We start from the raw sequence: 15,287 nt of genomic DNA on the forward strand, positions 1-15,287 counted from the left end.
TCATAAGCGGATAACCTCCTTAATTTGCGTTAGTGGTGTTATCCGCTATTTTATTATTATTTTTAGTTAAGGAATAGACAAATTAAAAGTTATTTATATATAGACATTTTAAAAGTTATTAACATTCCTTTTGAATCTCTTTGAATAAAGTTACGATTTCTGATACACTGGTTTTACATCTTTGTCGGCATAAAAGCATTGCTTTTATAAGCCGCCGACAAAGATATCATTGGCGTTGCCTCCTTTAATTTAAAGTTATTTTGGTCAATAACTATTTTATAGGAGGTGCGCCTATTTTGCCATTGGAAATTTACACAAGATATTTTACACTATCCTTTTTTCTTTACAAATTTTCAATAAAAGCATAAAATATAAAAATGTTGTCAAAATTAAATAAATTTATTTCTTCGGTTAAACTCGCAGTTTTTCTTTTTATAACAATCGCCGTTGTTGCCATAATAGGTACGTTTATAAATCAAGGCGATTCAATAAAACAGTATAAAACAATTTTCTCTCCGACGACTTATCACGTATTATACTGGCTCGGTTTTTTAAATATTTACGATTCGTGGTATTTTATAGCTCTCGCGCTTCTTTTAATGGTCAATCTTATAGCCGCATCGGTAAATTTATTTCCGCGTACGATAAAAGCGGTATTCGGTCCTTACCCTTCTTTTAAAGAAGTATCGGAAAAGAAAAATAATAAAGCGGTATATGAGACAATCGAAACAAAAAAGAAACCTGAAGAAGTAAAAGAAGTTATAGGTAAAAAATTCGGGACATTGCTTGATCAAAAGATAAACGAAAGCAAAAACGGGACGGAACTATACTATTCTAAAAATTCTATTTTCAGATTTTCGCCTTATATTGCCCATATAAGCGTAATAATAATTATTATAGGAGTATTGTTAAACTTTAAATACGGATTCAGGTCATATACCAACATTAAAGTTGGAGAAAAAACAAACGTTACGTACCTTTTAAAAAATAACAAGCCGATTAAGCTTCCTTTCACGATAAGACTTGACAAATACCGCACGACTTATTATCCCGACGGGATTCCTAAGGCTTACATAAGCAAAATTAGCATAATCGAAAAACATATAAGAATTTTGACAAAAAATATTGAGGTAAACCATCCCTTAACTTATAAAGGAATTACTATATATCAGGCAAGCTATGGGCATTATAAACCCGATAAATACGGTATTTTAGTAGTTAATTTACGACATATTAAATCTTTTAAAAAAATAATATATGCATCGATTGGAAAATATTATAATTCTAAAATAAATAACATTAAATTTATGTTGGTCAGGGTTGTTAGAAAAGATAAAATGCCGTATTTTCCTTTTGTTATTAAATTAAATAATAAAAAAATTTTAAATTTTAGGATTATACGGGTTAAGAATCACAATTTCCCCCTTATTATAGCAAGATATAAAAATATAGGTTTTATAATGACTCCGCAATTAAAAACTTATTATTATAGCGGCGTCGAAATATCTAAAAATACATACGTTTCTATAGTTTGGATAGGATGCATAATTCTTGTTATTTCTTTATTTTTTTCATTTTTCTTTAATCATGAAGAGACGTGGGTATCGATATCCGGTATTAATGACGGTAAAAAAACAAAGATTGAAATAATTTCTATACCGAAAAAGAAATTTAATTCTTTTTACAAGAAATTCGCTCAAAAAATTAACGAACTAAAAAAATACTTAAATTAATTAAACATATTAAGAGTAGCCAGAGGTTATAACTATGATTTCTCCAAATATATCCGTCCTTGACGGATCCTTATATTTTACTGTTTCGCTTCTTTTTATTTTCGCTTCTTTTGTTTGTTATTTTATTTTTTTATTTACGGGAAACAAAACTATATCGAAAATTGCCTTTGGCATTTTAATTACTGGCTTTATAGTTCAGACGGCGGCATTCGTTATAAGATGGATATATGCATATAAAATAGGGATTGATACGCCGCCTTTGGTCGATTTATACGACTCTTTGGTATTTTTTGCCTATATCATTGAAGCAGGCTATATATTATTAAGAATTTTTTACGATTTTGACGCCCTTGGCTTTATAATTACGTTTATTGCATCAGCGGCGCTTGCTTTTGCAACTTTTTATCCGCTTGCGACAAGCGCAATAGAACCTACTATTCCTGCATTGCAAAGCTACTGGCTTCTATACCATATTATGACTTTATTCGTTGCTTACGGAGCATTTGCAGCTTCATTCGGATTAGGAATACTTTATTTAATAAAAAACTCTAGAGAAAACGTCGATAAAAAGCGTGAAAATAGATTTTTATCGCTTTTGCCGGAGTCTACAGTAATAGAAGAATCAATTTATAAAGTAATATCGGTAGGACTGGTTTTTTTAACTGCAGGAATAGTAATAGGAGCTGCATGGGCGGACAGCGCCTGGGGCGGTTACTGGAGCTGGGATCCTAAAGAGACATGGTCTCTAATAACGTGGATGACGTACGTTTTATTTATTCATGCAAGATTTACTAAAGGATGGGGCGGCAAAAAAATGGCTTGGATAGCCGTTATTGGGTTTGCGGTCGTTATATTTTGCTATTTAGGAGTGGATTTGATAATCCCGGGATTGCATTCATATGCAACGCCTGGATCGAGTCCTATTTTATAAAAATTATTGATATTTTTATAAAAATCCCTTAGTTTTATAAATAAAACTTTGTTAATAAAACAGTGAAAAATAAAATTAAAACAATAATAGAACCTTTAAGACCTTATATTTACGACGTTAATGTGTCCGGAGAAATTAAAAATCTTACTGCTCCGCCATATGACGTAATTAGCAAAGAACTTCAGGACGAACTGTATCGAAGGTCGGAATACAATATTATAAGACTGGAATACGGAAAAGAATTACTAAACGACGACAATAAGGAAAATAAATATACAAGAGCTGCGCATTTATTTGGAGAATGGATAGACAAGGGCATTTTAAAAAGAGCCGAAAAAAGTACGATTTACGTTTATTCGCAAATTTTCGACGTAGATGGAATAGAATATGAAAGAACCGGCTTTATGTCTCTTTTTAAACTTCCGGAATCTAAAGAAAATAACTCTATATACGGACATGAAGCTACACTATCCAAGCCCAAAGAAGACCGCTTTAGGCTGATGGAAAATGCAAATGCGAATTTCAGTCCTGTTTTTTCGATATTTGAAGACGATAATCAAAAAGTTTTGAATATTTTAAAAACGGTGCTATCGGAAAAAGAAGTTAAAAAAATCTTCGATTTCATTGACGACAGCGGAATTAGAAACATGCTTTACGCAATAGAAGATGAAAAAATCATATACGATATCCAAAATGTAATGAGCGATAAATCGGTTTATATAGCTGACGGACACCACAGATTTGAAACATGTATTAATTACAGAGATTACGTTAAAAAAAACGGATTAGATAAAAAAGGTATTAACGCCGATTATTGCCTTATGTTTTTTGCGCCTTCCGTACAAAAAGGATTAGTTATTTTACCTACGCATAGAGGAATAAAAGGAAAAAATATAAATATTGAAAATTTTATAAAAATTTTAAATAAATTCTTCATATTGAAAGAAACTAATGTAGACGACCTTATAAATGAAAATAAAAAAACCGGCGAAAAAAACGTTTCTTTCGGTTTTGCCCATAAATCAGGAAGAAATTTTATACTCTCGTTTAAAAACGAAACAGCGGACTCAAAAGCAATAAACCCTTTAGACAATCTCGACGTATCCATTCTTCAGGAATATATTTTAAAAAAAGCTTTAGAAATAACGCAGGAAGAAATCGATAACCAAAAATATCTCGTATATGAAAAAGATGCCAAAAAGGCTTTAGAAAAAGTTAAAAAAGGGGAACTAGAAGCCGTATTCTTTATGAATCCTACCAAGATAGAGGACGTAATAAAAATAGCTTCCGTAAACCTTAGAATGCCTCAAAAATCAACATACTTTTATCCTAAACTAATCAGCGGATTGCTTATTAACCCGCTGATTAAGCAAAGTTAAATTAAGACTTTTTAATTTCCGTAGCTGCCGTCCGGAGACATTGAGGGCATAACAGCCTCCTGCAATATGGAATTATTTTCGTAAATATACTGCATTATATAAATTACTTTCCCTACATTTCTTCCGTACTGCAATTTTTCGTAAACGTTAGGTACGTATTTTAGAGTTTTAAACAGTATCGGATAACCGTAAAGATTTTTTTCTATTAAAGTGCTTAAAGGTATTACCGCAGAATTATTAGAAATAGCAAACTCCAGCCAGCATACTCCGCCGGCATTAAAAACCGCTTCGTATTTAACTTTGTTTATCTTATATTCATATGCCGTTATACCGGAATTTTTATAATTATACTGAGACAGGTCCGGCTGTATAATATAAAGTTTTTTCAAAGAAATCTTCCGCATTTTGTATTTTGACTGCATATTTTTTAAAGTGCCGCCTACCGCCGCGTAAACTTTATTGCAGTTAATAAAATTTAACGCAAACAGCATACCCGCCGCAATAAATGCAAAAATTAAATTTTTTTTAATAATAATTTTCATTTTCTAGCTCCTTATTTTAGATTTATAATTTGTTTAATTGTTTTATTTTAAACTTTCCAACCAGCCCGCAATCTGAGCGACTTCTTCTGCCGGCATATTTGGATTAGGCGGCATTGAAGAACTCGGATGCGTAATCTGATTTTCTATCTGCGCATAACTTAATTGCGAACCGATGTGGGAAAGGCTGTAACCGCCCTGTTTTCCTTTACCTAATATAACGTGGCAGTAAAAACATCCAGACATATCGAAATCTTCATAACCTGGACCGCTAAATACCGAAGCTTGAGATTGCGGCTGAGGCTGCGGTATCGGCCGAAATCGAGGCGCTGTTTTTGGTACAGTCTTGCGATAATAACGATAATGATGAACAGCAGTATTTTGATTCGGCGTAGGCAAAATATATGTATTATTAGACGTCTTATTGACATGCTTCTTACCTGTAATTTTATTTTTGTTTTTACTATTTTTATGATTGTTTTTAGAATGTTTTTTTGATTTTAACAGTTTTTTTAAAGCTATTGACTTGCCTGAATTAACGCTTTTATGTTTTTTGCCATAAGAAAGGTACCTAAAATAAAAAAAATAGCCTGCTGCAGCTAAAATTGACGCAAAAAATATAATTGCCGCTGCTAAAATATATAAATTGATTTTATTTTTAGAACCGTAATTGTTATAATTTACGTTAGAATTTGCGTTAAAATTTACATTTGCTGATTCAGCATTTTTATTTGCATCTGTTTTATTATTTAAATATCGATTATTTTTAACTTCAGAAAAATTTGACGACTCTTCGTAATCAGTCCTGATATTTTCAGGGGGAATATTTTTTGACTGTTCAAATACAATTGCCTGCTTATCCTCTCTATGCTTAAATTGGCTATCGGCATCCGGCGTATTTTGAATTTCAGGTATATTTAGTTCTTGTCCGACTAAAACTTCGGATTTTTCTAATCCGTCTAAAAGTTTAAGCAATTCCTCCGTATTTTTTATCCTTTCCGGTATTTTTACCGTCAGTCCTTTATTTAAAATATCTTTTAATCCTACGCTTATTCCCGTAAAATCTATGCCTATTCCTCCTGCTAATTCGGTAGCTTCAGGAGGAGGAAATCCTTTTAAAAGAGCGTAAAGCGTAGCACATATTGCATAAACATCGGTATATTCGCCTCTTTTACCCTTACCTCCGTATTGCTCTAAAGGAGCATAGCCCGGAGTTAAAATTTTTTCGTAAGTCTTAGTTTTATCCGCCGTAAACACCCTCGAAGAACCAAAATCTATAATTTTAATATCTTCGCCGGTTTTTACTATAATATTTTCCGGTTTTATATCCTGATGCAGCATGCCGGCGGCATGTATTATTCCTACTGCTTTAGCTATCTGCTTTATATATTTAACGGCTTCATTTTCTTTTACTTTCCCTAAAAGAGATAACAGAGAAGTTCCTTCTATATATTCCATTACGATATAAACGGTGCCGTTTTCTTCGATTACATCGTAAACGTCCACTATCCAAGGATTTTTTAATTTTGCTATAGATTTTGCTTCATTTTTAAAATTTTCTATATTTTCTTCGTTGTCGCGGGTAGGCGGAATTGTAACTTTGCTTCCTGTTCTGACGGCTATTCCGTCGGGAAAATATTCTTTTATCGCAACTTTTCTTTCTAATTTTTCGTCATAAGCAAGATAAGTTATTCCAAAACCGCCCTGCCCTAAGACCTTTTCTATTTTATATTTTAAAAAAACAATACTCCCGCTATCGAGCGGCGTGCAGGAATAGCTTTCTCCCAAAGCGGCAGATATATCTCCTCCGCAAACCGGACATTTTTCTGCGTTATCGGGTATAACGGAGGAGCAATAAGGACAATCCTTCATATTAAATTAATTTTGTTTTTTTATCTTAATTTTAATACCGTTAATCAATTAAATTAATAATATATAAATGATATAAAAGAAACGGCAAAATTAAGCCGAAACTATGCAATACGCTTAATAACAAGGGCGGTCGCATTATCCGGAGCGCCTTTTTCTATTGCGTAAGAAACAAGCGCATCTGCTATATATTGAGCGCCGAATTTATTTATAGTGCCGCAAACATCACCATCGTCGTTTTTTGCCTCCGAGTATTCAATGCCGATGCCGCAAGCCGAACCGCTTAAAATTTTCATTATATCCTTCTCTTCCAACTCCGACCATATTCCGTCGCATACTATTAAAACAATATCGCCAATATTTAAATCTTCCGTTTTTTTTCCTATAATTTTTTGTAAATCGTCAAAATATTCGCTCTGCCTGTTTCTTACTACTCCCAAGGATTTTAAAATTTTATTTCTGTCAGGGCTTATTCTTGCTTCTTCTTCGGTCATATTGCCGCTTGATACCATAAGCGAAACATATGAATGATCTTTAGTAAGCCTTTTTAATTTACATTCGGATTCAGCATTAACCCATAGATAAGCCCTTGAATCGCCGACATGAGCCAAAGCAAACGTCTCGTTTTTAAAAATAATGCCTATAAAAGTACAGCCGCCGTCTTTTCCTTGAAGCTCGTCGAATACGCTTTTATTTGCCTGCCATGCCGAATCTATTACGATATCGTTAAGGTCTTTAGAAAAATTTTCGGCGTTCTCGGAACTTTTCAAAAAACCTTTAACGGCAGCCGTGCTTGCATATTCTCCGGCCGCCATTCCGCCCATACCGTCCGCAAGGCATGCTTTTAACATGACGTTTTTTTCGCTAAAATTTATATTGTTTTCGATAACGTAACCGCAGGCATCTTCATCTACAAGCCTATCCGGATTTAAGCCTACGGACGAAGATATTCCTATATCGAATCTTACCGCCGCTTTTCTTTCTTCGTTAATATTTTTTAAATAACCGATTGCTTCATCGATATTAAATCTCTCTTCCCGCCTTGAAAGCGTTTTGGATAAAAATTGAGGGAAACCGGGTATTTTTATATTGTTAATATAATCGGGAACATCGATATCGTAGGTATTTATATTATCTCCGGTTAAAAACTTATAAGCAATAAGCCCCAGTATGTAAACCCCCTCTTTTCCAGTTGCGATATCATGCATTAAAACTTCAGGAGCGACGGAATCTCTCGGTGAAAACATCTTTTTTCCAATTTCCGATAAATCGGGCAGTATATTCAATTTAATTTTGTCGCCGTAAACATATAAAGAATCAGGATTGATATACAGCAGAGATATTCTTTGTTCGTTAAAAAACTTAATAATTTCCGCCAAATCGGAAATATATTTTACTATTAGGCCGATTTCTTTTTTTGAAGAAGGAATTTTAAATTCGTATTTCTTATATTCCTTGTCCGCCGAAATTATTATTTCATTGTCAGTACAAAGCAAAATATCGGGCAGGGCGGAACATCCAAGAATGTCTTTCCATAAGCCGCAATTACCCCTGTAATACAGAACCGATTCTCCCGCATTATTTTTAGCCGAATGCCATCCTTGTATAAAAGGACCATCGATTTTTAAATTAACGCCGGCGGCGTTAATTATATCGCCTTCTTTTAAAAACTGCGTTTCGGAAGCCGCCGAATATATTTTTTCTTCAAGGTTTTGCCTATGCATTAAATCACTGCCGGTTTATTAGTTATATAAGATGTATAATACAAATAGATAATAAATAATTTAATATATTTAGAAGTTGAACATAAAAAGCATATTGCCTAATGATACTTCGTCTCCGTTATTTAATTCGACCGGTTCTGTAATTCTGGACGAAAATTTCTTAGCCGAAGCAGATTTTACAAAAACGCCGTTTGTGGAACCTGCGTCGGAAACGAACCATTTACCGTTTTCAAAAATAAATTTAGCATGTTTCCTCGATATATGCTCGTCTCCGGAAAATCCCGACAAATCGATATCTATAGGCCCCGTCGACGAATCGAATCTGCCTGCAATCAGATAATTAGATTTTAAATCAAAAAATTTATCCGTTAAATTACCGTCTATTTTAAATGTTAAACGCGCAGGTTTAAACTCGGCAAGCCGTTCTGGTTTTTCTTTAATTTCCGATAAATTACCGTCGGCACCGGATTGGTTTTCATTTAAGGTTTTAATATTATTAAGCGAAGATTTATTTAAGTTTATATTTTCTTCAGTCATTTCAAAATCTATTAATTCGGAACCGTCTATATTGCAAAATTTCTTATCGTCCGTAAACTTTTTTCTACATACAGGGCATATTTTCATTTTATCCTCCTGTTATCATTCTATTATTTTATATTATTCTTTAGATTTTTATAAGAATTAAAGCTCTGCGGTTAATTAATTAAATTCCGGAAAGTTTTCTAATCTGCTCGTCGGAAAGTTCGTTTTCCTGACTAATTTTTATTGTTTTTGTTTTTGAACCTATCCTTAAAGTTTTCGACGTACCTATGCTTATAGTTTTATTTTCTTTTATTTCATCCTGCGCCTTCTCTATTATTTTAGTCATAGCGCTATTGCCGAGCTTAACGGTCATACGTTTTGCCATATCTAAAGTTTTAGAGGCGTTAGAAGGATCCTCGCCCGCTTCTTTTAATGCTTTTTCCAATAAACTGCCTACGTTTCTTTGCTGAACCCACTGCATTACTTCGTTATTAACAACCGACGCCTTGGATTCGTCCATGGTAAACTCGACAATAACGTCTTCCGGAGGGTTTTCTCCGCGGTAATTGCCGTCCGGCATATCGTAAGTTAAACTTAACTGCATAAGACGCGATTTGATGGGTTTGCGTTCAGGCAAAGTAGATTCTATTATAAAAACGCTGTTTCCTTCGGGATTTATGCTGCCGAGAAAATGAGGTTTTATATTTATATCGACCTCGGAAACTTCGGGATAAACCTTAGTTATCCTGTCGACTGTTACGTCTTTTACGGTATTTAACGTAAGAGATAGCGCCGTTAAAGTTTCATTAACGGCATGTTCTAATTCTTTTATCATAATATCAGGTATCTCAGAGGGTTTTATAACTATTCCCGATGCATCGTCTCCGCCGTTAGCCGAAGCATAGTAAGGTTTGCCTTGCGTTTTATCGGTAATAAAAGAAATAAGATTTTCATTCCAGTCTTCGCCGATTCCAACGGCTATTAACGGTATATTTAATTTTGCCAGTTCCAGCGACATTTCTTTTACCAAATCCTCGTCGGAGGTCTGCCCGTCGGTAAGCATTATAATCTTTCTATTTCCGGTTTCTTTAGAAATTAAATCTAAAGCTTCTTTCATTCCTGCGCCCATAGAAGTGCCGCCGCTGTAATTTATAAGTCCGTCTATTGCATTCAATATTAAATCCTTATTTTTACTCTCTATATTAACGAAAGGCAGTAAAACGTCGGCTTTATCGTCAAATTTAATAAGGCTTACCCTGTCGGTATTTTTCAATTTTGACGAATTAACAAAGTTTTTCAACCCATCTATTAAAATCGGCAATAAATAAGCCTTTCGGTATGATACTAGTTACCGGGCCTACCGGTTCCGGAAAAACTACGACGCTTTATTCTATATTAAGCGAATTGAATAAAAACGAATCTATAAATATATCGACGGCGGAAGACCCTATAGAATATGATTTTTCAGGAATAAATCAGATACAGATAGACGAAACGCTTAAAAATTCTAAGACCGGCGCAACTTTGAATTTTGCCGAGGTTCTCAGATCATTTTTAAGACAGGATCCTGATATAATTATGGTAGGGGAAATAAGGGATTACGAAACGTCTTCTATAGCTATTCAGGCTGCGCTGACAGGCCATCTGGTTCTTTCGACTATTCATACGAACAATGCTTCGGCTACCGTAACAAGATTAATAAATATGAATATTGAACCTTTTTTAATTTCATCAAGTTTAAATCTTATTATAGCGCAAAGGCTTATAAGAAAACTCTGTTTAGAATGCAAAGAAGAACTTGACGAATCCGACGTAAAAAAACTCGGAATATCCGCCGCATACAGTGATAACGATAATTACCGTCAAAATAAAAATAATTATTTTAAACTTTATAAAGCTAAAGCAAAAGGATGTCCTACATGCAATAATACCGGATATAAAGGCAGAATACCGATATACGAAATGCTTGAAATAAACGATGAAATAAGAGGGCTGATAAACGGTAATGCATCGGAATCCGAAATAGAAAAGTCGGCAATAAAAAACGGCATGAAAACTCTTTCGGATTCTGCAAAAGAAAAATTTTTAAGCGGCGTTACTTCTTTGGAAGAAATATTGCCGTATATTAAAAGCAGTAAAAGGAAAGCATAGAAAGGAAAAACTAAAAACATTGAATACAAAAAAAAGGGACGGATTTAAAATCCGTCCCTTTTTTATATCAGAAATTATAGCCTGACTCGTCATGTTGCGTAATATCTAATCCCATTGCTTCTGTTTCTTTATCTACGCGAAGACCCATAACTTTGTCTATTACTTTAAAAATTATATAACTCATCGTAAACGAATACGCCGCAACGCAAACCACGGTCAGCAGCTGAATCCACATTTGACCGGGGTTGCCGTAAAATAAACCTCTTCCTGCCGAATTAATCAGCGGGTCGGCGAACAAACCCGTTGCAAGCGCTCCCCATGCTCCGCCTATCGCATGAACGTTAAAAGCGTCGAGGGCATCGTCGTAACCTAATTTAGGCTTTACGAAAACTACCATAGAATAACAAATTACCCCTGCTACGAAACCTATAATGATAGAATCTATTGGATTAACAAAACCGGATGCCGGAGTTATAGCTACAAGCCCTGCTACTGCGCCGGAAACCATGCCTAGAGTAGTCGGTTTTCCGCTTCTTATCCATTCTGCTATCATCCAGCCTATAGCGGCGGCTGCAGTTGCGGTATTAGTTACTAAAAACGCCGATGTTGCTAAAGGACTTGCTTCTAAGGCGCTTCCTGCGTTAAATCCGAACCATCCGAACCATAAAAGAGCTCCTCCCAGAATTGTATAACCTAACTGGTTCGGCTGAACTATATTTTCTTTCATATAACCTTTTCTTTTTCCCAGTACTATCGCTCCGGCAAGACCGGCGACGCCGGAATTAATATGGACGACCGTTCCGCCTGCGAAATCTAATACTCCCATTTTTTGAAACAATCCGCCTATACCCCATACGGCTTGAGCTACAGGAGCATAAACAACCGTAAGCCATACTATCGTAAATACTACCCATGAAGAAAATTTAATTCTTTCAACCAAAGAACCGCTGACAAGAGCTACCGTTATAATTGCGAACATAAGCTGAAACATTACGTAAATATAGGAAGGAATCTTGCCGTCGTATCTTGAATGCTGCGTTTCTTTCATGGCAAATAAACCTATATATTTCAGGCTTCCTATTACTCCGCCAAAAGAATCGGGGCCGAATGCCAAAGAGTATCCCCATAAGATCCATATAATACTTACCGTACAAATAGCAATAAAACTGAGCGAAATTGTATTTAAAACATTTTTTCTTCTAACCATACCGCCGTAATAGAAACCGAGCCCAGGCGTCATTATTAAAACCAATGCGGATGAAGCAAGCACCCAAGCTATATCTCCGCTGTTAAAAGCCGGAACCTTAGAGCCAGCTGCAAATACGGGGCTTACCCAGGAAAACATAACCAAAAGTAGTCCTCCTAATAAAGACCATCCGTATATTAAAGGTATTTTAAAATTTTTTAATTTCTTAATGAGATCCATAATTTCCCATTCCTCCTTAATATTTTATTTTTAAGATACTGCGCATTCTCTCCATAGATATGCTAAAAATTTAATAATTTTGCATATTGCATTTTAAAGCGATATTAATTAGATTGCGGATTCTCCTTTTTCTCCGGTTCTAATGCGCACAACTTCTTCTACAGGCGATATAAATATCTTTCCGTCGCCGATATTGCCGGTTTTAGCACTTTTTTCTATCGTTTCTACGATGCTTGAAATTTGGTCGTCGGAAGCGATTATTTCCATTTTAGCTTTTGGCACGAAATCTACCCGATATTCCGCTCCTCTGTAAAGTTCCGTATGCCCTTTCTGTCTTCCGAAACCTTTAACTTCCGTAACGGTTATTCCGTGAATTCCTATTTCGTTCAAAGCTTCTTTGACGTCGTCTATTTTAAAAGGCTTAATTATAGCCTCTATTTTTTTCATTTTTAATTTCACCTCCTTTTCATATTATTTTTTTAGGCGGTTCAATCTCGCAAAGCCAGTCCGGAGTGAGTAAATAAATAAATCTGACACCTTTAAAAACTGTATAGAATCATTAAGTTTACGGTGTTTTGTTGAGAATGCGTCGGCAAACCTTTTGAATCTAAATATACGTTATGGTTAGAACCTTGATGTTCGAATTCGAGCCTGAACTGCACGTTTTTAAAGTTTTTAAAAGACGGCTGATATGCAAAAGTCAGGGTAGAATCGATATATGTATCGCTGACTCCCGGGGTACTGGTCATCTCCCACATCCCGTTCTGGTCGTATGCGGCGGTCTCTCTCAAAGTTTCCGCAATTTGTCCGAAACCGTAATTATGCTGATGGTGGATATAACCCGCTATGCCGTAAAAACGGGATTTATCGTAAGTACTGCTTGATGTTGGGACTAAAGTTGGATAGCCGTTAAAACTGCTTGCCGTAATTCCGTTATCGTTAAGCACGGAATCGTTTATTCCCCCTCCTAAGCCTAGTTCGTAGTCTAAAACGAAAGACCAGTCTGGATTAGGACTTAATACACCGTCTATATAGCCGTAAAAGCTTTTATTGAGGTTGTCTTCGTAAAGTTGTCCGCTTGTACCTCCGCCGTTACTACCTCCTACCAAATAGCTGTTCTCTCCGTAAATGAATCCTCCGTTAAACGTCAGCATGCTCGTTGCCGCATAACTTTCGTTAAGCTCTATAACCGGCAGATTGTCTATCGGAACGGCGGAGTTGTATGTATTTGCTATTCCGAGCGTCGAAGTAAGAGCCGGTATAAAGTTATACGTTAAAAACACGCCCGTTAAAGTTGCAGGCTCCGCGGCATCAAGCAGCGAATAAGTGTCGTTCCAGTTCCTTATAGGGTTAAACGCCTCGAATCCCAAAAGCTCGTTTTCCTTTCCGATATGAATATCGAGTCCGCTCCCTACCGGAAGGTTTATGTTTATATATGCCTTTCTTACATCGTATGGAGTTCTGTCTTCAAAAGGCGTCGTAAAATAAGACGTATTGCCGTAATATGATTTATAAAACTGAATATTCTGTCCGAAATCCAAAGAAATATGGAAACCTACGCCGTAAGGGTCTGAAGAAGTTCCCGGAGAACGTCTCAAGGTTATGTCTGCGTTATTTACCGCAAACCCGTCGGGCTGCCAGTTATCTCCATAATTGCCGTTTCCTTCAAAGGAAGACGGAGTATTTACCGCTTCCGGTTTCGCAAGGTTATAGGTATAAGAAGCTATCAACGTTCCCAGAAGTTGAATATTTGAAAAATAGTTTCCGGAATTTTCCGTTTTGTTTTCTTTTTTAATAGACTGAATTTCCATTAAAGCCTTGTCTAATTTTTTTTCTATTTTTTTTATTTTTGCCTTTGTTCCAACATTCAAACTTCCGCTTCCGCTATCTGCATTAGAAACTGCATTTGCCGCATAAACTTTTTTTTGTACGGTAAACATTAATAAAAATAGCGCTACTGTAAAAAAAACAGCGCCTAAAATTAATCCTCTAAATTTAAATTTCATGGTTTCTCCTCTTAAATTTTTAATTTTTCTTTTTTTTAAATATGCTTGATAAATTCAAATGCTTTAGCCAAATAAATTTTATAACGACTTACCTTTCTTTTTAATTAGTAGCAAAATTTATGCCAAATATTAAAAATAAATAATTTATTTTGTTTGCAATGATTAAAACGGCGAAATGTCTATATTAAGGAATAAAAAACGAAGATATTATAAGTTTGAATATTAAATTAAAGCAGGATTTATATGTTTAAAAATTAGGCAATTTTTAATATATATAAATTATTGGTTAAAATTTAGGCAAAAATATATTTTTTATTCTAAAATATTTTCTTGTAAAATTACGGGCTTTAAATTATATGCTTCAGAAAACGATACGGCTAAAATTTCGGAAAGATAGTCGAAGGTCAATTCTTGGTCAATTTGTTTATAAGGTTTATTTAATTCTTTGCTTCTATTAATTTCCTGCAGAATACCTGTAATATTATTAAAATATTCGCTATGATCGCCGCGGCCGTCGCCGTCGAATATTTCGATGTGATCCTCAGGCTTGTAATCAACATAAATAGAACCGTGCTGTAAAAACGCAAAATCGTTTCTTCTCTGAGAATTGCCGCAAATTTTTTTTCCGCCGAACGTTATTTCGTAGGAATGAGCTTTAAGAAAACAATTAAAATTATTCCTGTCGTTTTTATTATTTTCTTTATTTTTATCCCTATTTATATTTATACTATGACAACCCCCGTTATCCGGTTTTAACCCAAGTTTGATAAAAAAAAGATACAGGAACTCGCTAATTTTTTTATAAGTTTCAATAAGCTTGCCTGCAAAAATTCCGTTTTTATAAGATGCCGTTACCGAATAGGTTATTTCCGATTTATGTAGAACCGCCCTGCCTCCGGTAGGTCTCGAAACAACGTCGAAACCCTTGCTTTTAGCTTTTTCGATAATTTTATCGTCTATATTCTTATCTTTTTGAAAAAAACCTAACGATAACGCAGGAGGATTAA

At 35.0% G+C, this 15,287-nt stretch carries 13 protein-coding genes; 4 read left to right on the forward strand and 9 right to left on the reverse strand.

What is annotated here, in order from left to right; translation table 11 throughout:
• The first annotated feature begins 377 nt into the window (after positions 1 to 377).
• The 3 genes from EVJ48_09380 (at position 378) to EVJ48_09390 (ending at position 4,043) form a co-directional block, all read left to right on the forward strand.
• On the forward strand, positions 378 to 1,733 hold the full coding sequence (locus EVJ48_09380) for a hypothetical protein (GenBank protein RZV37162.1): 1,356 nt from the start codon (positions 378 to 380) through the stop codon (positions 1,731 to 1,733).
• Between the two features lie 34 nt (positions 1,734 to 1,767).
• Positions 1,768 to 2,664 (forward strand): c-type cytochrome biogenesis protein CcsB, encoded by an 897-nt coding sequence (gene ccsB / locus EVJ48_09385; GenBank protein ID RZV37163.1) that lies wholly within the window; start codon positions 1,768 to 1,770, stop codon positions 2,662 to 2,664.
• A 62-nt stretch (positions 2,665 to 2,726) separates the two neighbouring features.
• The gene (locus tag EVJ48_09390) at positions 2,727 to 4,043 is read left to right on the forward strand and encodes a DUF1015 domain-containing protein (GenBank protein ID RZV37164.1); all 1,317 of its coding nucleotides are present in this window, start codon (positions 2,727 to 2,729) and stop codon (positions 4,041 to 4,043) included.
• Between the two features lie 11 nt (positions 4,044 to 4,054).
• On the opposite strand, the gene EVJ48_09395 is transcribed toward EVJ48_09390, so the two are convergent.
• From EVJ48_09395 to EVJ48_09415, 5 genes are all read right to left on the reverse strand, one after another.
• Positions 4,055 to 4,585, reverse strand: a complete 531-nt coding sequence (locus EVJ48_09395) for a hypothetical protein (protein ID RZV37165.1) — start codon at positions 4,583 to 4,585, stop codon at positions 4,055 to 4,057.
• 42 nt (positions 4,586 to 4,627) lie between these two features.
• Positions 4,628 to 6,454, reverse strand: coding sequence for a hypothetical protein (locus EVJ48_09400; GenBank protein RZV37166.1), 1,827 nt, complete (start codon positions 6,452 to 6,454; stop codon positions 4,628 to 4,630).
• 101 nt (positions 6,455 to 6,555) lie between these two features.
• The gene (locus EVJ48_09405; protein ID RZV37167.1) at positions 6,556 to 8,175 is read right to left on the reverse strand and encodes a serine/threonine-protein phosphatase; all 1,620 of its coding nucleotides are present in this window, start codon (positions 8,173 to 8,175) and stop codon (positions 6,556 to 6,558) included.
• A 69-nt stretch (positions 8,176 to 8,244) separates the two neighbouring features.
• A complete protein-coding gene (locus EVJ48_09410) occupies positions 8,245 to 8,799 on the reverse strand; it encodes an FHA domain-containing protein (GenBank protein ID RZV37168.1) in 555 nt (184 codons plus the stop codon).
• Positions 8,800 to 8,878: 79 nt separating this feature from the next.
• Positions 8,879 to 10,018 carry a VWA domain-containing protein gene (locus EVJ48_09415; protein RZV37169.1) on the reverse strand — a complete coding sequence of 380 codons (1,140 nt, stop codon included), beginning with the start codon at positions 10,016 to 10,018 and terminating at the stop codon, positions 8,879 to 8,881.
• A 17-nt stretch (positions 10,019 to 10,035) separates the two neighbouring features.
• Between EVJ48_09415 and EVJ48_09420 the strand changes: the two genes are divergently transcribed.
• Positions 10,036 to 10,848: a type II/IV secretion system protein gene (locus EVJ48_09420; GenBank protein RZV37170.1), complete on the forward strand. Its 813-nt coding sequence runs from the start codon at positions 10,036 to 10,038 to the stop codon at positions 10,846 to 10,848.
• A gap of 67 nt (positions 10,849 to 10,915) precedes the next feature.
• On the opposite strand, the gene EVJ48_09425 is transcribed toward EVJ48_09420, so the two are convergent.
• From EVJ48_09425 to EVJ48_09440, 4 genes are all read right to left on the reverse strand, one after another.
• On the reverse strand, positions 10,916 to 12,193 hold the full coding sequence (locus EVJ48_09425) for an ammonium transporter (protein ID RZV37174.1): 1,278 nt from the start codon (positions 12,191 to 12,193) through the stop codon (positions 10,916 to 10,918).
• A gap of 189 nt (positions 12,194 to 12,382) precedes the next feature.
• A complete protein-coding gene (locus EVJ48_09430; protein ID RZV37171.1) occupies positions 12,383 to 12,721 on the reverse strand; it encodes a P-II family nitrogen regulator in 339 nt (112 codons plus the stop codon).
• Positions 12,722 to 12,813: 92 nt separating this feature from the next.
• On the reverse strand, positions 12,814 to 14,280 hold the full coding sequence (locus EVJ48_09435) for a hypothetical protein (GenBank protein RZV37172.1): 1,467 nt from the start codon (positions 14,278 to 14,280) through the stop codon (positions 12,814 to 12,816).
• Between the two features lie 312 nt (positions 14,281 to 14,592).
• Positions 14,593 to 15,287, reverse strand: a 695-nt coding sequence (locus tag EVJ48_09440; GenBank protein ID RZV37173.1) for a hypothetical protein, incomplete at its 5' end; no start/stop codon positions are given.

This window comes from Candidatus Acidulodesulfobacterium acidiphilum (genome assembly GCA_008534395.1).
Classification (GTDB): Bacteria; SZUA-79; SZUA-79; order Acidulodesulfobacterales; family Acidulodesulfobacteraceae; genus Acidulodesulfobacterium_A; species Acidulodesulfobacterium_A acidiphilum.

Coding starts and splice junctions, on each gene's coding strand:
- EVJ48_09380 (RZV37162.1), top strand. CDS start 378: ATGTTGTCAAAATTAAATAAATTTATTTCTTCGGTTAAACTCGCAGTT.
- ccsB (RZV37163.1), top strand. CDS start 1,768: ATGATTTCTCCAAATATATCCGTCCTTGACGGATCCTTATATTTTACT.
- EVJ48_09395 (RZV37165.1), bottom strand. CDS start 4,585: ATGAAAATTATTATTAAAAAAAATTTAATTTTTGCATTTATTGCGGCG.
- EVJ48_09400 (RZV37166.1), bottom strand. CDS start 6,454: ATGAAGGATTGTCCTTATTGCTCCTCCGTTATACCCGATAACGCAGAA.
- EVJ48_09405 (RZV37167.1), bottom strand. CDS start 8,175: ATGCATAGGCAAAACCTTGAAGAAAAAATATATTCGGCGGCTTCCGAA.
- EVJ48_09410 (RZV37168.1), bottom strand. CDS start 8,799: ATGAAAATATGCCCTGTATGTAGAAAAAAGTTTACGGACGATAAGAAA.
- EVJ48_09420 (RZV37170.1), top strand. CDS start 10,036: ATGATACTAGTTACCGGGCCTACCGGTTCCGGAAAAACTACGACGCTT.
- EVJ48_09425 (RZV37174.1), bottom strand. CDS start 12,193: ATGTTTTCCTGGGTAAGCCCCGTATTTGCAGCTGGCTCTAAGGTTCCG.
- EVJ48_09430 (RZV37171.1), bottom strand. CDS start 12,721: ATGAAAAAAATAGAGGCTATAATTAAGCCTTTTAAAATAGACGACGTC.
- EVJ48_09435 (RZV37172.1), bottom strand. CDS start 14,280: ATGAAATTTAAATTTAGAGGATTAATTTTAGGCGCTGTTTTTTTTACA.